Source organism: Klebsiella scottii (genome assembly GCF_036561945.1).
GTDB classification, from domain to species: Bacteria; Pseudomonadota; Gammaproteobacteria; order Enterobacterales; family Enterobacteriaceae; genus Klebsiella; species Klebsiella scottii.
The window spans coordinates 222,080-247,226 of sequence record NZ_JARXNI010000018.1 but is presented as its reverse complement, the minus strand read 5'-3'; the positions used below and the strand labels follow the sequence as shown (position 1 = coordinate 247,226).

At 56.0% G+C, this 25,147-nt stretch carries 21 protein-coding genes, 1 tRNA gene and 2 pseudogenes; 8 read left to right on the top strand and 16 right to left on the bottom strand.

What is annotated here, in order from left to right:
* Positions 1-150: 150 nt before the first annotated feature.
* The 7 genes from QFI97_RS03070 to QFI97_RS03040 are packed head-to-tail and all read right to left on the bottom strand — an operon-like array spanning position 151 to position 6,626.
* On the bottom strand, positions 151-957 hold the full coding sequence (locus tag QFI97_RS03070) for a phosphate/phosphite/phosphonate ABC transporter substrate-binding protein (protein ID WP_143350197.1): 807 nt from the start codon (positions 955-957) through the stop codon (positions 151-153).
* Positions 954-1,958 (bottom strand): ornithine cyclodeaminase family protein, encoded by a 1,005-nt coding sequence (locus QFI97_RS03065; RefSeq protein WP_331833678.1) that lies wholly within the window; start codon positions 1,956-1,958, stop codon positions 954-956. The genes QFI97_RS03070 and QFI97_RS03065 overlap by 4 nt, the downstream gene beginning before the upstream one ends.
* Positions 1,955-2,926, bottom strand: coding sequence for an ABC transporter ATP-binding protein (locus QFI97_RS03060; protein WP_095104479.1), 972 nt, complete (start codon positions 2,924-2,926; stop codon positions 1,955-1,957). Before QFI97_RS03060 ends, QFI97_RS03065 begins: the two co-directional genes overlap by 4 nt.
* A gap of 12 nt (positions 2,927-2,938) precedes the next feature.
* Positions 2,939-3,571: an ABC transporter permease gene (locus tag QFI97_RS03055; protein ID WP_095104477.1), complete on the bottom strand. Its 633-nt coding sequence runs from the start codon at positions 3,569-3,571 to the stop codon at positions 2,939-2,941.
* A complete protein-coding gene (locus QFI97_RS03050; RefSeq protein ID WP_045856957.1) occupies positions 3,568-4,191 on the bottom strand; it encodes an ABC transporter permease in 624 nt (207 codons plus the stop codon). Before QFI97_RS03050 ends, QFI97_RS03055 begins: the two co-directional genes overlap by 4 nt.
* The gene (locus QFI97_RS03045) at positions 4,191-5,735 is read right to left on the bottom strand and encodes an HAL/PAL/TAL family ammonia-lyase (protein WP_095104473.1); all 1,545 of its coding nucleotides are present in this window, start codon (positions 5,733-5,735) and stop codon (positions 4,191-4,193) included. Before QFI97_RS03045 ends, QFI97_RS03050 begins: the two co-directional genes overlap by 1 nt.
* Positions 5,736-5,744: 9 nt before the next feature.
* Positions 5,745-6,626, bottom strand: coding sequence for a glycine betaine ABC transporter substrate-binding protein (locus QFI97_RS03040; RefSeq protein WP_095104471.1), 882 nt, complete (start codon positions 6,624-6,626; stop codon positions 5,745-5,747).
* 740 nt (positions 6,627-7,366) lie between these two features.
* On the opposite strand from QFI97_RS03040, the gene QFI97_RS03030 reads away from it, so the two are divergent.
* The 5 genes and pseudogenes from QFI97_RS03030 to QFI97_RS23430 all read left to right on the top strand — a co-directional run bounded on the left by QFI97_RS03030 (position 7,367) and on the right by QFI97_RS23430 (position 10,490).
* The gene (locus QFI97_RS03030) at positions 7,367-8,392 is read left to right on the top strand and encodes a methionine ABC transporter ATP-binding protein (RefSeq protein ID WP_346430560.1); all 1,026 of its coding nucleotides are present in this window, start codon (positions 7,367-7,369) and stop codon (positions 8,390-8,392) included.
* Positions 8,385-9,053, top strand: coding sequence for a methionine ABC transporter permease (locus QFI97_RS03025; RefSeq protein ID WP_045856968.1), 669 nt, complete (start codon positions 8,385-8,387; stop codon positions 9,051-9,053). Before QFI97_RS03030 ends, QFI97_RS03025 begins: the two co-directional genes overlap by 8 nt.
* Before the next feature lie 17 nt (positions 9,054-9,070).
* On the top strand, positions 9,071-9,883 hold the full coding sequence (locus QFI97_RS03020; protein WP_095104466.1) for a MetQ/NlpA family ABC transporter substrate-binding protein: 813 nt from the start codon (positions 9,071-9,073) through the stop codon (positions 9,881-9,883).
* A 129-nt stretch (positions 9,884-10,012) separates the two neighbouring features.
* A pseudogene (locus QFI97_RS03015) lies at positions 10,013-10,204 on the top strand (hypothetical protein); the annotation flags it as partial.
* An 85-nt stretch (positions 10,205-10,289) separates the two neighbouring features.
* Positions 10,290-10,490, top strand: coding sequence for a LysR substrate-binding domain-containing protein (locus tag QFI97_RS23430; protein ID WP_095104465.1), 201 nt, complete (start codon positions 10,290-10,292; stop codon positions 10,488-10,490).
* A gap of 100 nt (positions 10,491-10,590) precedes the next feature.
* Here the strand turns inward: QFI97_RS23430 and QFI97_RS03010 are convergent, their stop codons facing one another.
* Together QFI97_RS03010 and QFI97_RS03005 are read right to left on the bottom strand one after the other, a co-directional pair.
* Entirely contained in the window at positions 10,591-12,708 is a 2,118-nt protein-coding gene (locus tag QFI97_RS03010; protein ID WP_095104463.1) for a TonB-dependent siderophore receptor, read from the bottom strand.
* Positions 12,709-12,816: 108 nt separating this feature from the next.
* The gene (locus QFI97_RS03005) at positions 12,817-13,785 is read right to left on the bottom strand and encodes a helix-turn-helix transcriptional regulator (RefSeq protein ID WP_095104462.1); all 969 of its coding nucleotides are present in this window, start codon (positions 13,783-13,785) and stop codon (positions 12,817-12,819) included.
* Positions 13,786-14,016: 231 nt separating this feature from the next.
* Between QFI97_RS03005 and QFI97_RS03000 the strand changes: the two are divergent.
* The 3 genes and pseudogenes from QFI97_RS03000 to sigJ all read left to right on the top strand — a co-directional run.
* Positions 14,017-14,123: pseudogene (locus QFI97_RS03000) on the top strand (transposase); the annotation flags it as partial.
* Between the two features lie 879 nt (positions 14,124-15,002).
* Positions 15,003-15,269 (top strand): carboxymuconolactone decarboxylase family protein, encoded by a 267-nt coding sequence (locus QFI97_RS02995; RefSeq protein WP_346430559.1) that lies wholly within the window; start codon positions 15,003-15,005, stop codon positions 15,267-15,269.
* A 25-nt stretch (positions 15,270-15,294) separates the two neighbouring features.
* Complete coding sequence (gene sigJ / locus QFI97_RS02990; protein WP_346430597.1) at positions 15,295-16,170, top strand: RNA polymerase sigma factor SigJ; 876 nt, start codon at positions 15,295-15,297, stop codon at positions 16,168-16,170.
* Positions 16,171-16,941: 771 nt separating this feature from the next.
* Here the strand turns inward: sigJ and QFI97_RS02985 are convergent.
* From QFI97_RS02985 to aspA, 7 genes are all read right to left on the bottom strand, one after another.
* Positions 16,942-17,017 (bottom strand) — tRNA-Phe (locus tag QFI97_RS02985).
* Between the two features lie 115 nt (positions 17,018-17,132).
* Positions 17,133-19,220: a DUF1176 domain-containing protein gene (locus tag QFI97_RS02980; protein WP_346430558.1), complete on the bottom strand. Its 2,088-nt coding sequence runs from the start codon at positions 19,218-19,220 to the stop codon at positions 17,133-17,135.
* A 68-nt stretch (positions 19,221-19,288) separates the two neighbouring features.
* On the bottom strand, positions 19,289-19,864 hold the full coding sequence (locus QFI97_RS02975) for a transcriptional regulator (RefSeq protein ID WP_095104556.1): 576 nt from the start codon (positions 19,862-19,864) through the stop codon (positions 19,289-19,291).
* Positions 19,865-19,899: 35 nt separating this feature from the next.
* Complete coding sequence (locus tag QFI97_RS02970; protein WP_346430557.1) at positions 19,900-21,720, bottom strand: protein-disulfide reductase DsbD; 1,821 nt, start codon at positions 21,718-21,720, stop codon at positions 19,900-19,902.
* Positions 21,696-22,019 (bottom strand): divalent cation tolerance protein CutA, encoded by a 324-nt coding sequence (gene cutA, locus QFI97_RS02965; protein ID WP_041143683.1) that lies wholly within the window; start codon positions 22,017-22,019, stop codon positions 21,696-21,698. Before cutA ends, QFI97_RS02970 begins: the two co-directional genes overlap by 25 nt.
* Positions 22,020-22,114: 95 nt before the next feature.
* Positions 22,115-23,416 carry an anaerobic C4-dicarboxylate transporter gene (locus tag QFI97_RS02960; RefSeq protein WP_095104455.1) on the bottom strand — a complete coding sequence of 434 codons (1,302 nt, stop codon included), beginning with the start codon at positions 23,414-23,416 and terminating at the stop codon, positions 22,115-22,117.
* A 116-nt stretch (positions 23,417-23,532) separates the two neighbouring features.
* Positions 23,533-24,969, bottom strand: coding sequence for an aspartate ammonia-lyase (gene aspA, locus QFI97_RS02955; RefSeq protein ID WP_346430556.1), 1,437 nt, complete (start codon positions 24,967-24,969; stop codon positions 23,533-23,535).
* Between the last annotated feature and the right edge of the window lie 178 nt (positions 24,970-25,147).

The window sequence follows — 25,147 nt, the reverse complement described above, 5'->3', positions numbered from 1 at the left end:
TTTGAACTGCCAATAGATGGTGGTCGAGACTACTGTTTGTGCGTGCGTAAGGGTGGCAAACTATTATCGAGCGGTTCAAGACGCGGCTATCATGTAACGATGTAATAGCATACGGCGCGAATAATGGAGCGACAGCATGAAACGCCGTTTTCAGCGCAGCATGTCATAGCCTCTGGAGAACGCAACTTCTTCCCGGTCGCAAAGCACTTGCCAGGCGTCGGCGGAGGGGGCGATAAATCCCCGAAGCCCCAGAGGCCATAATAGCGTGGCATCTTGTTCTGTATTCAGCGTCAGCAACGCCGTTTGCAGCGCCATAATGACCTGCTGGTCAACCATATCGCTTGCCACCAGTAAAGGCATCGGTGCGGGCGCGCTGCGCGCCAGGATACGCACATGGCGCGTTAATTCCTGTTCATACCGGCGCAGCAGCGACCAGGCATAGCTATCCAGCGGGCCGACATCCGCTTCGCCCGCCGCCAGCGTTTCCAGCACGCGTCGCGGGGTCACCAGCGGCCCGACAAGGGTGCTATAAAGCGTTTTTCGCGATTCCCTAAGGTACGCCGACAGATGATAGCGCACCGCGTTATAGCCGGAGTGCGACTCAGGGTTGGTATACGCCAGCCGCCCGCCGAAGGTCTCTTCCAGCCTTTCGGCGGTAGACGACTTCGGTACCATAAACAGGGTACGGTAGTGCCCTGGTATTCCTTCTCCGGCGGCGTCTTCCGTAATCGGCACGGCCACGGGGCGTACCGGAAAGCGCCGCTGCGCGAAGGGCCAGCCACACATGAATACCGCCAGCAGATCGGAACGAGTCCACAGCCCTTCCAGCCTGGCTGGGGCAGGGTAGTCAAAAATCTCTGCCTTCAGCCCGGCGCGGCGTACTGCTTCGAGCAGGAGCCTTTTCCACCCCTCTGCGGCCGTCGGGGTGACCGAGTACATTCGCGCGTTAACGATCACCGGTAGCGTAGCTCCTGACCAACACCCAGCGCGCGAGCTTTCTCCAGCATCGCATGCCCCAGTGCAATATCGCTTAGCGACAGCCCGCGATGCCAGAAGAGGATGGTTTCGCCATCGTTTTCACGACCGGGTTTCGCCCCGGCGACAATTTCGCCCAGCTCGGCATGCAGGGTATGCTCGCTTAATTTTCCGGCCTCTACATGGGCCCGTAGCGATCCAAACATGCCTCCTTTGCACTGTCCCCAATCGTCCACCACCAGCTTATCCATAATGTCGGTAAGCGACAGCTCCACGGCGCTCATGGTGCCGTAGGGCACGACAAAGGCGCCGGGTTTTATCCACTCTGTTTTTAACAGCGGCGTCGGCGCATCAAGACGCGAGGCTTCGACCACAATATCCGCGTCACGCACGCAGCTTTCCCAGTCGTCGGTGACGATGACTTTTTTGCCGAGATCCTGCTCCAGACGGCGTGCAAAAGCGTCACGGCTTTCCGGGCGACGGGAATGAATGCGGATTTCATCAAAATCATAAATGCTGTTGAGCAGACGAACGTTCCAGTAAGCGGTGCCCCGTGCGCCGATATGCCCCAGCACCTTACTGTCGCGGCGGGCGAGGTGGCGCGCGCCAAGCGCGGTAAGCGCGCCGGTGCGCATATCGGTAATCGCCGACGCATCCAGAATGGCAACCGGCATGCCGGTGCGCGGATCGAAAAGGTTCAGCAGAGCCATTTCCGAGGGCAGCCCGAGCGTATAGTTATTGACATAATCGCCGACGATTTTTACCCCCGCGAGCCCCAGCGGCTCGATATAACCGCGCAGTACGTTAAAGTGGCCGTTAAACGCTTTATCGGGAATTAAATGCACGCGCGGTTCAATGACGGTTTTTTTCTGCCCCTGCGCCCGCAGCCCGTTCTCCACCGCCGCGAGGATTTCCGCGTCCGTGAGCTGCAGTTGGTCAACATCAGGGCCGTTTAGCCAGGTTAAGTGTATGCTTTGAGTCATAAATTTCTCTCATAGGTCGTATGGTCCGCATCGGGCCGCACGTGGGTGAAAAGCCGCTGGCGGGTTAATACGCCGACGGGCGAGCCGTATTCGGTGACGGTGATGCTGTCGGCGTGCCGGGAAAGCATCAGCGCCAGCGCGTCTTTCAGGGTGGCGTTCACGTCAAGCCGCTGCGGATGATTAGCGGTCAGAGACGTTTCCATCGCCTGGGCCACCGGGGTAATAGCCAGAAGTTTCAGCGCTGCATCGCTGCCGACGAAAGCCGCGACGAACTCATCTGCCGGAGCTGAGAGCACTTCGGCGGGAGGGGCGTATTGGCACAGTCGCCCTTCGCGCATAATGGCGATGCGATCGCCCATTTTGATGGCCTCATCAAGATCGTGAGTGACGATAATCACCGTCTTTTTCACGCGCTGCAGAATCTGCTTAAACTCGGTCTGTAATCGCCCGCGAACCAAGGGGTCGATGGCGCCGAACGGTTCATCCATCAGCATGACGGGCGGGTCCGCTGCCAGCGCGCGGGCAACGCCTACCCGTTGTCGCTGACCGCCGGAAAGCGCCGCAGGAAAGCGGCTGGCGTATTGCCGGGCATCCAGTCCTACCAGCTCAAGCAACGTTTCCACCCGTGTCTGAATGCGCGCGGTGCTCCAGCCCAGCAGACGCGGCACCGTGGCAATGTTGTCCGCGACGGTCATATGCGGAAACAGCCCGACGTTCTGAATGACGTAGCCGATATGCCGACGCAGCATCACCGGATCTTCCGCTGCGACATCGTGCCCGTTTACCCAGACACGCCCGGAGGTGGGCTGTTCCAGGCGGTTAATTAGGCGCATGGTGGTGGTTTTGCCGCAGCCGGAAGGGCCAATCAGGGCCGTGGTGGTTCCCTCTTCAAACGTCATGGAGAGATCGTCAAGCGCTTTACGCGGCGAACCGGGATAAATTTTGCTAATATTTTCCAGTTTAATCATTAGATTAGCCCTTTAACCAGGTCGATAACACAGACGCTCTAGCAGGGCGAAAAGCGCTTCGATACCCACAGCGAGCAGAATAATTGGCACCGCGCCTACTAACAGGCGCGACATGTCCATGATGGCAATGCCGGTGGTGACAAAATCACCCAGACCGCCGCCGCCGATAAATGACGCCAGTGCCGCTCCGCCGACCACCTGTACGGCGGCGGTACGACAGCCGGCGAGGATACCGGGGGCCGCCAAAGGCAGCACGATTCTGCCTGTTACCTGCCAGGGGGTGAGCCCCATGCCGTGCGCCGCTGAGAGCGTATCCGGGTTAACGGACTGAATGCTGGTGCACGTGTTGAGCAAAATCGGCGGCACGGCCAGCACCACCAGCGCGACGACCGAGGGCAGCAGGCCAATGCCGAGAAACGGCATAACTGCCGCAAGGATCGCAAGGCTTGGGATCGTCCGCAGCGTGCTGGTGCCGCTGGTGATGATAAAGGCGAGGCGAGGGAGGTTTGCGATCAGCACACCCGTCGGGATCGCAATAATCAGGGCGATGCTGAGCGCAAGCCCACACATCGTCAGATGCTGCCACACCGCCTGCCAGAACAGCGGCTGGTTATCCAGCACCCATTGCCATGCCTGCGTTATCATTGGCTTCTCCCTTGTGAAATACGCCGCTGGAGCCGGACAAAAAACAGATCCGCGCCGATCGCCAGCAGTGACGTTAATCCGCCGCCGATAAATATTTTCTCCGGATAGCGCTGATCCAGCCCGGCGAGAATAATCGAGCCAAGCCCACCGGCGTTGATATATGCCGCGACCGTAGCGATGCCGATAAGCGTGGTGGTGGCAATGCGCAGGCCGGTGATGATGAACGGTAGCGCCAGCGGCAGCTCCACTTCGCGCAGATTGCGCCAGGTGCCGTACCCCATTCCCCGCGCCGCTTCGCGGACGTCCAGCGGAACAGCGTGAAAACCGGCAGCAATATTGCGGGTGAGGATCATCAGCGCATAGGCCGTCAATCCGACGATAGCCGGCAGCATGCCGATGCCGAGCCACGGAATGAGCAGGGCGAATAGTGCCAGCCCAGGAATGGAAAAAATCATGCCGGTTACCGTCATCACCAGCGCGTACAGCCGCGGGCGGCGGGCGGTGGTAATGCCGAGAAACAGCGAAATAACGAACGCCATCAGCATCGCGGCGCCGACCAGTACCAGGTGCTGCCAGAGCGCCAGTAGAATGTCGTCATAGTGTCGTGTCGCCCAGCGCATCAGGAGGTCTCCAGCAATACGGCCTGGCCTGCAAGCCATTCCGGCTGCATTATCGCGTCGGCCAGAATGGAAATGTCGCCAGCGCTGGCGCGGTCTTCATCCAGCGGCGCCACCCGGGCGCGGATTTTGTCATGTAGCGCCGCTGCATAGCGCCCGGGCTGCGGGGCCTCCTGAAGATCCAGCGCCTGCGCAGCCACCAAAAGTTCAATTGCTACCAGATAGCGTAGGCTTTCCATGAGTCGCGTGGTTTTGGCTACGATGCCCATTGCCTGCGAGGCGTAATCTTCAACCCGATCGGCCACCGGTATTGTCAGTGGGGAGAGCGGCTGGGCATGGTGCGCGATATCGCTGACCAGTGCGGAAACCGTTTTTTGCAGCGTGGCGAAACCTGTCTGCCCGGTGTGGCGGGTGAGAAAACGCGGCAGGCCGCTGGCGGCGGGCGACATCAGTTTCATGATGCGTTCACCGCTGCACGCGGCATGGCGGGCGAGGGCCAGCCCGAGGCTTTCCAGCGCCAGCGCCAGATGCGTGACGTCAAAATTGGCATTTGCCAGCACCAGTTCCGGCTCTGCCAGCAGGCCGGGGTTGTCGTCGGCGCTGTTGAGTTCCAGTTCGACCGCCGCGCGCGCATTTAGCCAGGCGTGGCGCACGCAGGCCAGCACCGGTGCGACGCAGCGGAAGCTGAGCGGATCCTGCAAGGCGCGTGCGCCGTCGGGCTGGAGCAGCGGGCTGCCATCCAGAAGCGACAGCAGCCAGGCGGCGGTTTCTGCCTGCTGCGGCGCAGGGCGCATTCGCGCCGCCCAGGGCGTTAGCGGCGTAACGTTGGCGCGAAACGATTCAAACGAGAGCGCTATGGCACCCGCGTGAGCGTTTATTAACCGGGCTATATCCAGCAGAAGCAGCGCACCGAGGCCGACGCTTGCGGCATTGGATGAGACAAGCGCCAGCCCGTCTTTTCCGCGCAGCGGTGCAGGCGCCACTCTAGTCTGGTTCAGCAATGTGGAGACCGATTCCACCGAGCCCCGATATTCGGCCTCGCCATCGGCAACGAGCGCACGGCCGATATGCGCCAGCGGCGCGAGATCCGCTTCGCCGATCGAACCGATAAGCGGAACTCGGGGATGAATACCTTCGTTGAGAAAGGCCAGCAACGTCTGCACCACGGGCAAAGAAATGCCCGATGCGCCCTGTGCCAGGCCCGCAAGACGCGCCAGCATTATCGCGCGGACCTGTGCAGGCGTTGCCTGCGGCCCTACGCCCACTGCCCGCGCCAGCGGGATTCGCCGCTGAATTGCCTGTAGCAGATCCTCATCGTGGCGGCCGCCCTGCGCGTGCAGTACCGTGGTATCGACATTTGCGCCGAGTCCGGTGGTGACTCCATAGATACGCTTTCCGGCGCTGATGCTGCGCATCAGAAAATCAAAAGATGCGCCAATGGCCTGCTGCGCCTGCGTTCCCAGCGCGACAGTCTGGCCGCAGTCGGCGACCGCCCGCACGTCTTCAAGCGTGAGCGGTGCATCACCCAGCATAAGTGTCGTTGTCACGATCGTACCCTATTTGATTAGGCCCTTTTTGCGCAAAAAGTCTTCCGCCACATCGCTCGGTTCTTCTTTATTCTTTTCCACTTCCGCATTCAGTTTTTGCATGGTGGCGTTATCAAGCAGTTGGCTGACGTTATTTAAAATGTCGCGAACCTGGGGATGCGCCTGCAGCGCCGCGTCGCGCACAACCGGCGCAACTTCGTAAGGAGGGAAGAGGTGTTTGTCATCGTCAAGCGCAACGTACTGGTTTTCAGCGATTTGCCAGTCGGTGGCAAAGCCGTTTGCTACGTCGATTTGCCCGGCAGCAAGGGCGTCGTAACGCAGGCCGACTTTGGCAAACTGGCGGAAGGCTTTAAATTTAATGCCATAGGTTTGCTCCAGCCCTTTCAGACCGTCCTGGCGATCGCCAAACTCTGCGCCTGCCCCAATAGTCAGTTGCGGAGCGGCTTTAGCGAGATCGGAGAGCGTTTTCAGGTGGTATTTTTCTGCCGTCTGTTTGCTAACCAGCAGCGCGTAGCCGTTGTTCACGCGGGCAGGCTGTAGCCAGGTAAGATGGTATTGCTGCTGGTAGGCGTCGCTGACCTGTTTAAATACCTGTGCGGCGTCGGAGGAGGGAGTGCCTTTCACCACCGCGCTGAGCGCCGTACCGGTATATTCCGGATACATATCAATTTCGCCTTTCAGCAGAGCCGCGTGGGCGATTAAGGTTCCGCCCAGGTTTGTTTTACGCTCAACGGAGAGGCCCGACTGCTCCAGCGCACGGGCATAAATTTCCGCCAGGATATATTGTTCGGTAAAGTTTTTACTGCCAACAACGAAATCTGCTGCCTGCGCCTGCACGGTAATCAGACCCAGCGCCAGCCAGGATGCTGCCAGTTTGTTTTTTATGTTCATCCCCGGTATCTCCGAAAAAAAAGCATGAATTTACTTGTATATACAAACCAGCGAAGCTAGCAGCATAAGGATGAGGGATGAAATAGAAATTCATTCTTTCTTATAACGAAAATTGCAAAGCAAGCTCTGTTGATTCTCTCCTCGCTAAATAAGTACTCCAGATAGGCGTTTCAGGCAGCTGAGAGTTTTATCTGCGTGGGTTTCTGCCAGCATGGTTTGAGGGTCGAGGCCAAAGCCCAGACGGCGTTCTTTATCCCTGAGGCTATAGCGGAAATACTATAGCTTAGTGCCGCTGGTAGGTACTGAAGCCTTGTGAGTCGGGGAGTTTGTATAATTTTACGAGAGGTTTTGCTGAGCGGATCTTGCTGTCAGTTAACATCTGAGGGTTATTCCAGTTGTCGATCGGAAAGACTTTTTACGCCAGCCTGTTGAATCAAAAAAATAGGAGTTCATAGAAGTGCAAATGCCGGTCTGATACCACATTCAGCGCCACCGTCCAGTGGTGCAATCATTTCGTTGCAGCCCTGTCCCAAAATCCCCTGTTTTCAGAACGCCAGAGGTTCAATAGCTACGTTTATATTCTTTATAGATATAATTCATATCATTTCAGTCATTTCCAATAGTTTCCTTCCTGCTTAATATCATTTGGGAATTAGTTCTATCAATAATTCACATATAATAATCAGTTTAATTAATCAATATATTTGCTGATGTGACGGCAGAAAACAGGCTGGAGATGGATGATAGTTTTACGCAACGTTTCTAAAATATTTAATGTCCGTTCCGGTCAGGTTACCGCCGTTGACAACGTCAGTATGCAGGTTGAACAGGGCCAGATTTACGGGATTATCGGCTACAGCGGTGCGGGGAAAAGTACCCTAATTCGCCTGTTGAACGGCCTGGAAAAACCCACTTCCGGCTGTGTGATGATTAGCGGCCAGGATATTGCTCAGGCCAGCGGCGAAGTGCTGCGCCGGGCACGGCTGAAAATCAGCATGGTGTTCCAGCATTTTAATTTGCTTTGGTCGCGTACCGTCAGTGAAAACATCGCCTTCTCGTTGCAAATTGCCGGGGCACCAAAGGCGATGATCCAGCGCCGGGTGCGGGAGCTAATTGAGCTGGTCGGCCTGAGCGGTAAAGAACGTGCTTATCCCTCCCAGTTGAGCGGCGGTCAGAAGCAGCGAGTGGGGATTGCCCGTGCGCTGGCCAACAGCCCGGATGTACTGCTGTGCGATGAGGCTACCTCGGCGCTTGACCCTCAGACTACCGACGCGATCCTCGATCTGCTGCTGGATATCAACCGCAAGTTGAAGCTGACCATTGTGCTGATCACTCACGAGATGCATGTGGTACGCAAAATCTGTCATCGCGTGGCGGTGATGGAAGCGGGCCGCATTGTGGAAGAGGGCGAGGTATTGTCAGTCTTTACCCACCCGCAGCAGCCAATCACCCGCCAGTTCGTGAAACAGACCGCCGTATACAGCAGCGCCGATACTCCGTTTAATGCTGACCTGGTGGATGCTAGGGCGGGATCTGTGCTGAAACTGACCTTCGTTGGGCAGAACACTCAGCAGCCGATCGTCGGTGAGTTGATACTGAAGTACGCCCTGCCATTTAATATTTTGCACGGAAAGATGATGCAAACTGCCAACGGCACCTTTGGTGAGCTGTGGCTGCAGGTTCCTGCCTCTGGCACGCAGCTGGAAAGCATTCTGGCCGATCTGCACGCCCATGAAATTTCAACCGAGGTGGTAAAACATGTTTGAGTCTCTGTTCCCACATTTGAAAGTTGACCAGCTGTGGGCAGCCACCGGTGAAACGCTGTATATGACTGCACTTTCCGGGTTGGCGACCTTTGTGCTTGGCATCCTGTTTGGACTGGCGCTGTTTCTGACTGCGCGCGGTGGCCTGTTCCAGAACCGCGCCATCTACGGCGTGATTTCCATTCTGGTAAATGTGTTCCGCTCCATTCCTTTCATTATTTTGATCGTTTTGCTGATCCCGTTTACCAAAACGCTGATTGGCACCATTCTCGGCGCAAACGCAGCGCTGCCCGCGCTGATTGTAGGTGCGGCACCGTTCTATGCCCGTCTGGTGGAGATTGGCCTGCGCGAAGTGGATAAAGGCGTGATTGAAGCGTCGCGCTCAATGGGCGCGCGGTTGAGTACGCTGATTTTCCGCGTGCTGTTGCCGGAGTCTTCGCCCGCCCTGGTTTCCGGTATTACCGTGACGCTGATTGCTCTGGTGAGCTACAGCGCGATGGCAGGCGTCATTGGCGCAGGTGGCCTGGGTAATCTGGCATATCTTGAGGGTTTTCAACGTAACCACGGTGATGTAACTCTGGTAGCGACGGTAATGATTCTGGTGATTGTTTTTGTCATCCAGTTTTTAGGTGATGTTCTGACCACATGGCTCGATAAACGTTAACTTTTAGGAAAATCTAAATGAAAAAAACACTGACGCTGCTGGCTGCAGCAACCCTGGGTGCCATGAGCCTCAGCGCATGGGCGGACACGTTGACCGTTGGCGCATCCAACGTACCGCACGCTGAAATTCTGGAGCAAGCGAAGCCAATTCTGGCGAAGCAGGGTATCGATCTGGAGATCAAACCGTTCCAGGATTACATCCTGCCGAACACTGCGTTGGCGAGCCATGATATAGATGCTAACTATTTCCAGCATATTCCGTATCTGAACAGCGTACTGAAAGATCACGCGGGCGATAAGACCTATGATTTTGTCAGCGCGGGCGCAATTCATATCGAGCCAATCGGTATCTATTCCAGGAAGTTTAAGTCACTGAAAGACCTGCCGGAGAACGGCAAAGTGATTATGCGTGATGCGGTGGCGGAAGAGGGGCGGATTCTGTCTATCTTTGAGAAAGAGGGCGTGATTAAGCTGAAGCCAGGCGTGAGCAAGATCGATGCGCGCATTACCGACATCGTTGAAAACCCGAAGCACCTGAAGTTCCTGCCTAACGTTGAGGGCGCGTTGCTGCCGCAGATGTATAACAATGATGAAGGCGATGCGGTGGTGATTAACGCCAACTATGCGATTGATGCGGGCCTTAACCCAGTTAAAGATCCTATCGCGGTAGAGAGCGGTGAGAATAACCCGTATGCTAATATTATTACCGTGCACCGCGGTGATGAGAATAAGCCGGATATTAAGGCACTGGTGGCCGTGCTGCACTCAAAAGAGATTCAGGATTGGATCCGCACTAAGTATAAAGGCGCGGTGATCCCTGTCAGTAACTGAGTTTTTACCGTCTGAGGTTTCGGACTGGGGGAACTGAAATAGCGTGGAAAAGCCGGCCTTGTGAGCCTGTACATAAGATTGTGTCATTGCCTGATTTTGATAGGTTCAATCCACCATCAAAAACAGGTTGTGTTATGGACAAAAAAACAGTTGCAGGCTCTGGCTAACGAACTGGCCAAAAATCTCAAAATCCCTGAAGATCTCAGCCAGTTCGCTCTCCTCCTGAAGAAAATCGGCGTTGAGGCGGCTCTCAACGCCGAAATGTCCTACCTCCGGGCTACGATAAATATCAGCCCACATCGGGGGGTTAACGCCCGTAACTCATCGCCACGTTTTGAGCGGCGGTCATCTGCATGTACTCCCCGCTGGTGAATTCCCCCCCATCCGGGCCGCAGCGACGTAAGGAATGGGATCGGACTCTTGCCCCCCCTTTGTTGTGAAACGGGGACTGAGCGAAGGCAAGCTGGTAGAAGTTTTGCCGGGAATAAGTGCGGCAGAGCTCGCCGTCCATGTCATATATCCCAGCCGCAGACATCTACCAGCGCGTGTTCGAACATTTATTGATGAGTTGCGAAGATATCTGAACAGCGACTGCTTCCCGCCATAAACAGCGAGGAGCAGTCACACCGTTACAGTTTGCTGCTTAACGACCCTTCCAGCTACAGGTATGGATACCCTGGTTATCGAAGGGCTCAAGGCGCTAAAGATCAGAAATCGTAACCCACGGTGGCAACGATGGCGCGTTCCGCTCCCCAGTAGCAATAGCCGGTACCGTAGCAGGCGGCCACATATTTACGATCGGTCAAGTTATTAGCGTTCACCTGTAGCCAGGCTCCTTTCAGACTGCTGTTCCAGGCTCCGAGATCCGCGCGTACGGAAGCATCCATCAGCGTGACAGACGCTAAACGGGTACTGTTTTCGTTATCAGCCCACTGTTTACCGATGTAGCGCACGCCTGCGCCCGCGGACAAACCGTAATCAAACTGGTAGCGCCCCCAGGCGGAAGCCATAGAGTTGGGGGACAGGTACGGTGTGTGGCCATCGTTGCCGTCAACCGCGTCCTTAAAGCGCACCCGGCTTAAGGTATAACTGGCGATGATGCTCAAATTCGACGTCAGCTGGTTATGCGCTTCCAGCTCGATCCCTTGCGAATGCACTTTCCCTACCGGCTCGTAGTAAGCCTCACGTACGATGCGATTCCCCACGTCTTTCTGGGTCAGATCGTATATCGCAATGCTGTAGAGATCCCTGGTACCGACCGGCTGGTATTTCACCCCGACTTCATACTGCTCTGCGGTGGTGGGTTTCAGGATACTGCCGTCCTGCCCGGACAGCGACTGTGGCGTAATAGCCTGACTATAGCTGACGTAAGGTGAAATACCGTGGTCGAAAGCATAAAGCAATGAAGCTCGGCCGCCGACATTGTCGTCCTGACGGCGGTGTTTTACACCGGTTGAGTAGGTATCCGTCTGCGACACAATGCGGTCATAGCGGCCAGAAAGATCCAAATGCCAACGGTTCCACACCGCCTCATCCTGCAGATATATCCCCGTCTGATAGTAACGCCGCTGACTGCCATAGAAGTCGTAATTATAACGGGCTCCTACGGCTTCCCCTGTACGGGCGTTCAACTGATTAGCGTAGCCACTCGCGTCTCTGAGATCGTTTTTGTACTGATGGTATTCCGCGCCGAGCACGACTTTATGCTGGAGATCACCGGTGTTGAAGTCCGCTTCCAACTGGTTATCGATCGCCCAGGCGTCCAGGGATGACCGCGAGCCGGAATAGTAGCGATTCAACAAGTCCGAATTGCTGGAGTCCCAGCCTATCTGATACACCTGATCGAGATCGACATTAGAGTGGGAATAACTGGCATTAGTGCGGAACGCCCAGGTTTCGTTGAAGCGATGCGCAAACGCCAGACTATAGATCTGCTGGCGGCGTTTAAACTGATCGAGGCTACTGTCGCCATCATAGAAACCATTACTCAGTTTATAGCCGTTATGTTCGGTAATGCTGCCTTCGCCCGGTACAGCGCTGTGGTAACCCCCGGAAGGCGCTTTTTCCAGATAGGCTCGCAGTAGTAGCGAGGTATCTTCACCGGGTTGCCAGAGCAGCGACGGAGAAATGGCGTATTTTTCTTCACGCGTGTGCTGGTACTGTGTATCGCTGGAACGCGTCAGGCCAGTCAGGCGAAACGCCAGCTGATCGTTAATCGCGTTGGTGTAATCAAAAGCGGCCCCTTTGGTGTTATTGCTGCCGCCAAGCAGGCGTATATGACCCTGTTCTGTGAACAGCGGATTTTTTGAGGTCTCCATCACCAGACCTCCAGGGACAGTCTGGCCATACAGTGCGGAGGACGGCCCTTTAATCACGTCAATACGTTCCAGGAACCAGGGGTCGACTTGTAACACGTTATAACTACCGGCATCACTCATCAGCCGCAGACCATCGAGGAAAACGTTGTCAACGTCGCTACCGTGGAACCCTCGCAGAGACACCGTGTCATAGCGCGTTGCCGCGCCGGCAAAGTTGGTGAAAGCTCCGGCGGTGTAGTTCAGCGCTTCATTGACAGTTAAAGCGCCTTGATCTTCCATCTGTTGACGGGTAATGACTGAAATCGACTGCCCGGTGGTGATCAACGGTTTGTCTGTTTTGGTCGCTCCTTTACTGCTGGTAACCGTGTAGCCGCTGGTTGGTGCATCCGCAGAGTCCACTGCAGAGCCAATAACCGTCATGCTATCTTCGGCAAAGCCGCAGGAGGGAACTGTGGCTGCCAGACCACACAAAAAAACAGAACGTTTCAGCGTAAAGGCGATCCCCATTATCAAATCCTCATTATTTAAAGCGCAGGAAACGTCATTATCACTGCATCGTGCCGTTTTCAGGCTATGCGCGGCGATGAGTTATGTATGAGCAACAACAAAAGAGGGTTAACTATTGCGTACCGCGCTTGGTGCGATACCGTAGCGGCGGCGAAAAGCAGTGGCAAAATTCGTGGCGTGTTGATAGCCGGACATCCAGGCCGCCTGCTGGACGCTGTAACCCTGTTGCAGATGGTGATACGCCAGCGCCAGTCTACAGTCACGTAGGTAATCGAACACCGAGTCGCCATACGCCTGACGAAACTTGGCGCTCAGACTGCTGGGGCTCATTGCCGCGTTGCGCGCCAGCTCACACAGCGTATGCTCCTGTTGTGGCTGCTGTTCCAGTCGCTGGCGTACGCTTTCAAGCCGTCCCCACTCGCCGGGAGAGAACAGGGGCGATACCGGACATTCCGCCGTCATTGCATGCCCCAGAACCTGCATCGCCACTCCGTTCAACATTAACTGGCGTGTTATGAGCGGGGAGTTGGACGCCAGAGCGGCATGGATGCCGGCCAGTAAGTACTCCGGCACAGACCACAGATAACAAGGACATTTCATCTGCCCCCATTCGAATAGCAGCTCAGTCATTGCCGGCAATAGCTGCAGGGTCTCAGGAGAGAATCCCAGCACTATCGTCTTCAACTGCGTATCCGCCAGATGACTGACATTCATCACCCATTGCTCGCCTAATCGGGTGGTTAGCGCCATCCCCGGACGCACGATAAAATACCGTTCTCCCAGACGAATGCGTAAGCAGCCCTCCAGAATAATTAGCGTGTACATCGGTGAACTACGCAGCGAAGTGGATTCATACGGCTGCATAACCTGCACGTGGGAATGGGTGAGCCGAATGCCGGATGGCAGCAGCATCTCTTCAACGCTCCCCCGTACGACAATGCGCCGATCTTTATCGCTACTGTAGCGCGACGAAAGCGCCGGAAAACGATAGTCGATTCCATAACGTTCGCCAAAATCTAAGAAGTCTTCAACTAAGAATGATTGCGCCGACGGCGTGGCGGCGTGATGATTGGTCATGTTCGTCACAGGAAATCAGGAAACGATGGTGAAGTATTATCAGACCAAAGAGATATAACGAACAAGAGGAAACGATAATTATTCTCACTTATATCGGCGATTCTTTTGAATCGCCACGGGTTTAACAGCCACCTCAGAGTCATTTTCGGACTTGATCTCCTCCCTGAAAACAGTGCCAGTCTAAACTGAAGTGTCCGGTCTTTATTCCTGCTCACAGAGAGGCTTATTGCCATGAAAAAGATCCGCTATACCGAAGAACAGATTGCATTTGCGCTGAAACCGGCACCCGCGTCGGGGAAGTCTGCAGAAAGATGGGGATTTCCGAGACAACATTTTACATCCATGGACTACTTCTGTTTTGCAAGTACTGAATCTGGTTTTGGGTTGTTACTTACATCTATCCGGCATCAGGAAAATCTGTGCCCAAATGGGTAATCCGTACGCAATCGCTTCAACAACTGGACGGCCTCAAAGGCCAGTATAAAAATCAGGTTCCGATTGTGCAGGTGCAACCTGTCGCCATTTCTCAGTACGCTGCAACTTTTCTGGCCGGGTAGTAACTTCCCACTGCCTGATACTCGGTCTCATTTTTCAGCATCGACCAGATTATTCTCGCGTTTTTGTTAGCGACCGCCACGGTCGTTTTATTAAATCCGCACCGTTCCTTATCAATGTATGGATGTGGTTTTACATGACCTTCTGACTTCTGAACGGCCACGCGCTGGATATCACATTGTGGATGCCAGCTGCTGCAGGATACTGGCCAGTTGCTGCCGGTTCGGCCCTGTAACTGAGGGGCACTCCGGCCGCCTTACCTCTTAATGACGTCCTCGATACTATCCGTGAGATGTATTGTAAGAAGCTACGAAAGATTCCCCGTCAGCTTCACGGGATTTCATTCCTGAGAGCTGGAAAAGGCACCTGTATAAATAATCGGTAACTGTCAGATCAGGTCTGAGCTAATAAATTTTATTGTCCGGACGGTCACAACTCACCTCTCTCATTCGTCATCTTTATGTGCTAACTACATAAATGAGGAATTGAAATGTCGACACCTTTAATGAATACCGCCCCGGTAAATCACTCGCAAACTATTGCCAATGTTTTCTCCGCCCTGCTGAAAGTGCATGGCGGTATCGACTCGCACGGTCTGGAACGTAAGATCTACCATCTCGTTGTGTGCTTCGCAAATCAACGGCTGTGGCTACTGTGTCAAAATGCATACTAAAGAGGCACGCGAGGACGGTGAAACCGATGCTCGTCTGGACAGCTTGATAGTATGGAGGCATGTCGATGATTTCACGCCTCGCGAACGGGCGGCGTTAGCCTGGACGGAGGCGCTAACGCGGCTTGAACGTCACACCGATTATGGCCCTCTGCGCGCGGAGTTGCGTGAGCACTTTTCTGAGGAGGAAATTAGTGCGCTGACCGCCAATATCACTATGATAAATCTTTGGAATAGAATCCATATTTCCGGCCATTAATATGTAAGACGAAAAGTACGCAGATCTGTTCGAATCCAGAAGGCCGTTTCTGAACGGCCTCGCCTATCGCATTTTAGGCTCTTTGGCCGATGCGGAAGATGCTGTGCAAGACACCTTTATTAAGTGGCTGCATGTGGATCGCCCGCCCATCCTGAATCCAGCTGCCTGGCTGACTACGGTCTGTACTCGTCGCTGCCTTGATCTGCTGCGCGGCGCGCAGCAGGCTCGCACTGACTATATCGGCGTTTGGCTTCCGGAACCTCTTCAGACAATGGCCGTTGAAACATCCGAGCAGCAAATGCTGGACCTTTCATCATCGCTATCAATGGCCTTTATGCTACTGCTCGAAAGGCTTACGCCCCGCGAACGCGCGGCGTATTTGCTTCATGATATCTTTGACTTCCCCTATGCAGATCTTGCCATAACTCTGGACGCAGAAGAGGCAACCTGTCGTAAACTGGTGTCACGTGCGCGGGAAAAGGTTGGCCACCCGCAGGTATGTAGCGTTATTCCAGAGGAACGGCAGGAAGCGTTGCTTGCCTCTTTCAAAGCCGCGGTGGAAACCGGGAATATCAAACCGCTTTCTGCTCTGCTGTCAGAAGATATTGCGCTCAGAGCTGATGGCGGCGGCAAAGTTTCCGCCAATCTGACACCGATTATCGGCAAAATCGACGTTCTTGAGTTCATCGGCGGTAAACTGTCTGCGTTTTGGCGAACCTATGAATGGCGACCCGCGCGCATCAACGGCCTGCAAGGCGTTTTGCTCTTTGACCAAAACCATATCGCAGCGGCAGTCAGTTTTGCTCTTGATATCGATGGCCATCTTGCGCAGATATTTATTGTACGCAACCCGGACAAGCTTTCACGACTCGGACGTTTATGGGAAATACCCCTGCGCTAAAAATGCGATGTTCCAGTCACTGGATAAAACACAACGGGTTTCGTGACGTTCTGTTTTTAGAGCCTAACCTGGCAAGTGAAAACGGCCAGTGGCTTTATCACTCCCGTCGCCGCAGGTTGTGGATCTCCTGTGTGGCAACGGGGCTGATGCAGGGCTGGCATTACTGTCACGGGGTTAACCATCGTGCCGGAGTGGAAGTGCTGGCGCAGACGAAATCCTTCGTAGTTCGATGGAGAGTCCGGCCGCAGAAATGCAAAAACCCAGCCATAGGCTGGGTTCTCTGAATAGTGGAGCCCGGCTCGGACTAACGCCGAAGGCGTTGAACGGCGCGCCTGTCGCGCCGGCCCCGAAGGGGTGAGCCGCTGGCGGCGAATAATCGAACGTAGTTCGATGGAGAGTCCGGTCGCAGAAACGCAAAAACCCAGCCATAGGCTGGGTTCTCTGAATAGTGGAGCCCGGCTCGGACTAACGCCGAAGGCGTTGAACGGCGCGCCTGCCGCGCCGGCCCCGCAGGGGTGAGCCGCTGGCGGCGAATAATCGAACGTAGTTCGATGGAGAGTCCGGCTGCAGAAAAGCAAAAACCCAGCCATAGGCTGGGTTCTCTGAATAGTGGAGCCCGGCTCGGACTAACGCTGAAGGCGTTGAACGGCGCGCCTGTCGCGCCGGCCCCGAAGGGGTGAGCCGCTGGCGGCGAATAATCGAACGCAGTTCGATGGAGAGTCCGGCCGCAGAAATGCAAAAACCCAGCCATAGGCTGGGTTCTCTGAATAGTGGTGCCCGGACTCGGAATCGAACCAAGGACACGGGGATTTTCAATCCCCTGCTCTACCGACTGAGCTATCCGGGCAACGGGGCGAATTAAACCGTAATACACTTCGCGCGTCAACCACATTTCTTGATTTTCCTGCCGATTGCTTAACTTTACGGCAGTTTTGCATCGGAAGCCGCGTTTTGGCCATAATTCACATCATACCGTTGTCGCCCTGACGGATTTTCCAGCCGCTAACCGCAGAGATGACGTGGCGTAAGCCGGAAAGGGTATAGTCGCCGATCACCTCTTCATCTTCGCGCGGAGAGCTGATGGTAATCTCCGCATCGACGCCGTGGCGGTAGGTTCCGTGGTGGCTAAAAATCGTGCCTATGAAGCACTTATCATTCAGCCAGACGGGAATATAGGCCACCGTTTCATAGATATAGTTTGAGGGGATGCCGCTGTAGTAGTTATCCGCGTCGTCGGAGGAGGTGCCGGGAGGAATGGGGCAAATCGGCGCGTCGCTATCGGTTTGCGGTTTATCCTTCAGCAGGCTGCCCTGCATGATCTCCAGCGACTTAAGTAAATCCGCCTTATCCCTGGCATTCAGCGCCGGCGTTAACGGCTGGTTTTTCTCCGGCGAGCTGATGGTATCCAGCGTATAGCGGTAGCGAATCGTCACCGCAGGGGTCCTGTCCGTCGGGCTGAACGGACGCAGCAGATACAGATTATCCTCGCCAAACTGGCCGTTGTACCAAAGCGCATATACCTGGCCGTTAATTCTGACCCACCGACTCCACTGGTTGGCACCGCGCCCGTTGAGGGAGTACAGCGCGCCGGGCACGCCGGCGTCAAAATCATCGTCGTCATCGCTATCGCTGCCGTTGACGCTATCGAAGGTGTCATCACCGCGTTTTAAGACCCCGGTATAGCTGAATAAGCCGGTTCCGCCGACGTAGCTGTCGATAATTAAATCGCGCCTGCCGTCGTTATCGAGGTCGATAAGCGTGAAGCTAACCTTGCCGTTTTCCGAGTCAGCGCTGATATCAGAATGAAGAAACGCCTGCCATTCATCGTCGCTAATATCGGCGGAAGGCTTGTTTGTTGACACTAAGGTATCGTCGGCGTAGGTCAACGTAAAGTTGGTGACGTGCCCGGTGAGCGGGAACTGCTCGGCGATTTTATTTAGCTCCAGCTCCGGATTGGCCTTTTGCTCTTTCAGCACGGCGCTATACAGCGCTTTGAGCGCGCTATTATCGGCGTCTTTCTGCTGCTTAGGACGCACCTGGCTGACGAAGGTTGGCAGCATCCAGGTCCCGCCGGGCGTGATTTCACGACACATGCCGGTGGTATATTTCAGGCTCTGGACAAACGCTTTGCCGTTCCAGACCCGCTCCTCTCCGCTCACGCAGTCGGCGATACCGCGGCCTTTGCTGAAGAACGCGATGACGCCATCGGCATAGCTGGAGGCATCGGTGGAGATCGGCTGAGGTTTAGCCTGCGACGCGCTATCCACCACCCACATGGCGTAACCGTCGTTATAGGCGGCTCGCCAGCACAGCGCCTGGAGAAGCCAGTGACTTTTATCGAGAACGGTGGCGGTGATTTGCCGCTCCTGCGCGGGAATATCTTTGTTTTGCCAGTCGTCACAGCGGCTATTCAGCAGCGGGATCAGCTCCGGGAGGAAGCGCTGACGCTGTTTGGCGGTCAGCGGTTCCGGCTGCGCGTTGGCGAGCGTGGGGGCGGCGATAATCTCCGGGGCGGGCAGCGCGTTCAACGTATTGCTATCGTCGGCATCCCCTTTGCGCAGCAGCGCATCCGCAGTACCCTGGCGCTGCTGAAATTCGTCGATCTTGAGAAACACCGCGCTGCTGCCCGCGCTCGAGAGCGACTTGCGCTCTCCGTTGAGCGAAATCTCGATGTGACCGTCGTGTTCCAGGGCCTGAATCAGCGCGGCCGTTTGCGTGCTGTCGAAACGGAAATGGCTGTCGTCTTTGGCATCCAGCGTACCGCGATCCTGATTGTCGATCAGCAGACGAACGGTGGCGTCAGGGGGGATGTCACGATCGGTCTGGGCAAAAGTCACCTGGCCGGTTACGCGCTGATCCGGGCCTGCGCCGCGGGTCAGCAGGACGCTGACCTCACCGACGTTGATGCCGTAACCCGCGGCCCGGCAGGTGCCGGTATTATCACAGGCCACTTCCCAGTCTTTATATGCGAAAGAAAAACCCTGTACGGGAGCCGCCAGCAGCGATATCGGACATAGCCCGATGATGGCAACCCAAAGGAGAGAACGCATATAAAACCCTGTCAACATATCGGTGAGAGGGAAATTATATGCGCGAAGGATGGGTTAAGATATCGGAATCAGGTTAGCGCGCCGCCCATTCGACATTGGGCAAAGCGCAGGATGTCTTCCGCCAGGCGCTGGGCGGTGTCGACGTCGGCCTGGCTGCGCTTCACCAGCAGGCGGCTCAGACAGCCTTCGATGATAAGCTCCATCTGTTTGGCGACCATCGCCGGATCGTCCACTTCCAGCTGGGTCAGCAGCTCGTGCGTATAGGCGAGCGAAGCCTGCTTCTGCTGTTCAGCCAGCTGATGAATCGGATGCTGGGCATCCGGATAAAAGGTGCAGGCAGCAATAAACAGACAGCCGGGATAGCGGTGATTGCTCACGCAGCGGGTCAGCGCCGCATAGCGCGCCAGCAGCTTCTGCTCCGCCGTTAGCGTCTCGTCCAGCAGCAGCTGGCGACGCCATGCATCAACCTGATGGCTGAGATAGCGGAGGGCGTCATACAGGAGCGCTTCGCGGTCTGGCCAGAAACGCTTGAGGTCATCGATCGGATAAGCAACGCGCTCGGCGACCATCTCCAGCGTGGTGTTAGCAATACCTTCGATTTCAAGAATTTGTATGGCCTCACCCAGAACATCTTCACGTTGCACGATTTTCTCCTCCATTTTACCTCCTAAAGTGTCGTTCACGGTTGCCGATCGCGCAAATGGGCGCTGAATGCCGCGGCATCCATAAAGCCGGTTACGCGCTGCGCGGGCCGTTCCTCTCCCTGCGCATTAAAGAACAGGATCGTCGGCAGGCCGAGCACCCGCAGATGCTTCAGCAGGGCTACGTCCTGCGCGCTGTTCTTCGTCACATCTACCTGCAACAGAACGGTATCTTTCAGGGCCTGTTGCACTTCCGGTGTGCTAAAGGTGTATTTTTCGAACTCTTTGCAGGCAACGCACCAGTCAGCGTACAAATCGAGCATGACCGGCCGGCCTTTAGCCTGCGCCAGCGCCCGGTCGAGCTCATCGACGGTGCTGACGCGGGTAAACTCCAGGTGCGCCTGCTGCGCCGCCGCCGCCGGCGCGCCGAACGCCCAGTCCTGCAGCGGGCGAACGCTCACCAGCGCGGCAGCCAGCAACACGATCTGCATGATGCGCTGCCACGGACGCGTGGCGCCGAGGGAGGTGATAAATGCCCAGCTAAAGAAGGCCACCGCCAGCAGCGACCACAGGCGCAGCCCCCATAGCTCACCCACAATACGCTCCAGTAAAAAGACCGGCAGCGCCAGGATGACAAAACCGAACGCGGTCTTCACATGGGCCATCCACGGGCCGCTCTTCGGCAGCAGACGGTTGCCAAACACGGTGACCAGAATCAGCGGCAGCCCCATGCCGAGCGCGTAGAGATATAGCGTGCCGCCGCCCAGCCACAGGTTACCGCTTTGCGCGATGTACAGCAGAATCGCGCTCAGCGGCGCCGTCGTACAGGGCGAGCAGATAAGCCCGGCGATGGCGCCCATGGCAAACACGCCGCCGGCTGAACCGCCCCGTCGGGCGTTGCTCATCAGCGTCAAACGCGTCTGCAACGATGACGGCAGCTGCAGGGTAAACAGGCCAAACATCGACAGCGCCAGCAGAATAAAGACCGCCGACAGGCCGATCAGTACGTATGGATGCTGCAGCGCCGCCTGGAACTGCAGGCCCGCTGCGGCAACCACCATACCCAGCGCGGTATAGGTTAGCGCCATCCCCTGGACATAGATAAACGCCAGCAGCAGAGCGCGGGCGGTGGAAAGCCGGCGTTCACCACCCAGCACAATACCAGAGATCAGCGGATACATCGGCAGGACGCAGGGTGTAAACGCGATACCGATACCAATCAATAGCGCCCAGAGGGCGGAAAACGGAAGCTGGCCGCTATCGCTCCTGGCGACGGATTGGCCTGGCGCAGAAGGCTCGGCCGTTTCAACCGACGGCGGCTCCGTGAGCGCCAGCGCCGGACGCGGTTCTACCGGGAGGGGCGGGTTAAGCTTCGGCTCTCCGACGCCGGGAAGGGCCGGGCGAGCGGGAGCCGGTTCGTTGCCGGAGAGCGCCAGCGCCGCGCTGAGCGGCACCACTTTGCTTTCCGGCGGATAGCAAAAACCGGCGTCGGCGCAGCCCTGCCAGGTCACGGTCAGCGTGGCCCCTTTGGCGGCCTGGGTGAGCGTAACCGGCACGGTTAGCTGCTGGCGATAAATCTCACTTTTGCCGTAAAACTCATCGTCGTGCCATTCGCCGGACGGCAGCGATGGCTCAAGGAAAGCGGCGTCAGCGGCGCTGAGCTTGATCTGTTTGCGGTAGAGATAGTAACCCTCCTTGATTTGCCAGGTCAGGTTTATCTCGTGCTGGCTCTGCTGAAAATCAAAGGCAAAAGCCTGGTCAGCAGGCACAAAATTTGAGCGGCCGGGAGTATCAAAGAGCCCGGCGAATGCCGATGTACTGCATAGCAGCAGAATCAGCGTAATGATGCGTTGAGCCATGAGAGGTAATCAGTGTCTCCGTGAGTGACGGGCAAAACCAGTAATTCGGGGGTTTGATACGGGTGATGGGACTTCAGGCACTCCAGCAGCGCCTGCTGATGGGCGCGGTCGGTTTTGAGCAGCATCTGCACTTCATACTCCTGCTCCAGCTTGCCTTCCCAGTAGTAGAGGGAGGTCGCGCCCGGCAGGAGAGTGGCGCAGGCGGCCAGTTTTTCTGCCAGCACTTTGGCCGCTAAATCCTGGGCGGTCGCTTCATCCGGCGCGGTACAGAGTACAACAACGGCATCAGGCGTAGTCATCGTGAACCTCGTATCAGCGAAAAGAGGCACTATAGCACGCAAGATGCGGGGGGATTAATGAAACGGGCCACGATGTGGCCCGAATTTAAGCAGATTTACAGCACGATGCCGCCGATGATGAACCCCAAAATAACGCACAGGGTAATGGCGATCACCCCGGGGATCAGGAAGGCGTGGTTGAAGACGTACTTGCCGATGCGGGTAGATCCGGTGTCATCCATTTCGACCGCCGCCAGCAGCGTCGGGTAGGTCGGCAGGACGAACAGCGCGGAGACCGCGGCAAAAGAGGCAATAGCGGTCAGCGGGCTCACGCCAAGCAGCAGCGCCGCAGGCATCAGCGCTTTGGTGGTGGCGGCCTGGGAGTAGAGCAGGGTTGCGGCGAAGAACAGCACCACCGCCAGCAGCCACGGGTAGTTGTTCAGCAGATCGCCCGCCACGGCCTGGATATCAGAGATATGCGCCTTCACGAAGGTATCGCCCAGCCAGGCGACGCCCAGCACGCAGACGCAGGCGCTCATCCCGGATTTAAAGGTGCTGGCGTTCAGCACTTCGCTGGTATCAATCTTACAGGTGATGCTAATCAGCGTGGCAATGGTCAGCATGAAGACCACGATCGCTTCGTTACGCGGCAGCACCGGGTTCTGAATCAGCCCGACGGTATCGCTGATGGCGGTGGCGTAGAACATGACCGCGACGATACCGATCAGGAACAGCAGCACCGAACGTTTGGCGTGCGGCTTCAGCTGGAACACCTGGCTTCCGCGCAGTTTGACTTCCCCTTTTGCCAGGCGCTCCTGGTAAACCGGGTCATCTTTCAGCTCGCAGCCGAGGAAGTTACACACCACGGCGGTGATCATTACGGCAATCAGCGTGACCGGAATACAGATCGCCAGCAGCGTCAGGTAGCTGACGCCCAGCGGCTCCAGAATGCCGGCGAAAAACACCACCGCGGCGGAAATTGGCGAGGCGGTAATCGCAATCTGCGAGGCCACTACGGCAATCGACAGCGGGCGGGAGGGGCGAATGCCCTGTTCTTTCGCGACTTCGGTAATCACCGGCAGGGTTGAGAAGGCGGTATGACCGGTTCCCGCGAGGACCGTCATAAACCAGGTGACCAGCGGGGCGAGAAAGGTGATGTACTTCGGATGACGGCGCAGCAAACGCTCAGCAAGGCTGACCAGGTAGTCCATGCCGCCGGCAACCTGCATGGCGGCAATCGCGGCGATGACCGCCATGATGATCTCAATGACGTCGAAGGGGATCGCGCCGGGTTTAATTTGAAATATTAAGGTCAGGACGAGGACGCCCAAACCACCGGCAAATCCGATACCGATGCCACCCAGCCTGGCTCCCAGGTAGATAGCCAGCAGGACAATGACGAGCTCTGCACCAAACATATGTTCCTTCCTTGTTTTTTAACAAGTTGATATTGAATTGTTGTGATTTCGTAAACCCAGAAAAGCAAAAAGGCATGTCATTGCTGACATGCCTTCGTTGAGTTTAACCTGAAAGCTTACTGTTCGCTTTCATCGGTAAAACGCTTTGCTTTATAGGCCGGGTGCATCAGGTTTTGCGGAGAGAAAATATCGTCCAGCTCCGTTTCGGTGAGCAAGCCTCGTTCCAGCACGACTTCCCGCACGCTCTTACCGGTTTCGGCGCAAATCTTGCCGACGATATCGCCATTGTGGTGGCCGATAAAGGGGTTGAGGTAGGTGACGATGCCGATGGAGTTGTAAACATAGCTTTCGCACACCGCTTTGTTGGCGGTAATGCCGTTTACGCATTTTTCCAGCAGGTTATAGCAGGCGTTGGTCAGGATATGAATGGACTCGAACATTGCCTGGCCGATCACCGGTTCCATCACGTTCAGCTGCAGCTGGCCGGCTTCGGAGGCCATCGTGACCGTGGTGTCGTTGCCGATCACCTTGAAGCACACCTGGTTGACGACTTCCGGCACCACCGGGTTAACCTTGGCCGGCATGATGGACGAACCCGCCTGCAGCTCCGGCAGGTTGATTTCGTTCAGGCCAGCGCGCGGGCCGGAAGAGAGCAGGCGCAGGTCGTTACAGATTTTAGACAGCTTCACCGCCAGGCGCTTCAGCGAGCTATGCACCATAACGTAGGCGCCGCAGTCGGAGGTGGCTTCAATCAGGTCTTCCGCCGGAATAACCGGCAGGTTGCTGACTTCCGCAAGTTTTTGTACCGCCAGCTGCTGATAGCCGTCCGGGGTATTCAGGCGCGTACCGATGGCGGTGGCGCCGAGGTTCACTTCCAGCAGCAGCTCTGCGGTACGCAGAATGCATTTTGTTTCTTCGTTCAGCAGCACGTTGAAGGCGTGGAATTCCTGACCGAGGGTCATCGGTACCGCATCCTGCAGCTGGGTACGACCCATTTTCAGGACGTCCTGGAACTCAACGGCTTTACTCTGGAAGCCTTCGCCCAGCTGGTGAATGGCATCGGTTAATTTCAGCAGGGAGGCATAAACCGCGATGCGGAAACCGGTCGGGTAGGCATCGTTAGTGGACTGGCATTTGTTAACGTGGTCGTTCGGGTTCAGGTACTGGTATTCGCCTTTCTGGTGGCCCATCAGCTCAAGGCCGATATTCGCCAGCACTTCGTTGGTGTTCATGTTGACGGATGTACCCGCGCCGCCCTGGAACACATCAACCGGGAACTGATCCATGCACTTGCCGTTATTCAGCACTTCATCACATGCGGCAATAATGGTATTCGCGACGCCTTTAGGAATGGTTTGCAGCTCTTTGTTGGCCATGGCAGCGGCCTTTTTCACCATCACCATACCGCGTACAAACTCGGGAATATCGCTGATTTTGCTATTGCTGATGTAGAAGTTTTCAATCGCTCTCAGAGTATGAACGCCGTAGTAGGCGTCAGCTGGAACTTCCCTGGTACCCAACAGATCTTCTTCGATACGAATGTTGTTTAACATGTGAACCTTCTTTTTCAAGCTGCCAATGAATTCACCAAATACGCAGAATTTATAGGGTTTAGCGCATTTTCTCGCCGAAGATTATTTCCTTAATCGGCCTGGTGCCCACGATCATATGCTGATGATAGCGAATATCAGTAATCTTGATCACTTATTATGTAGCGGGGGCTATAAGAAT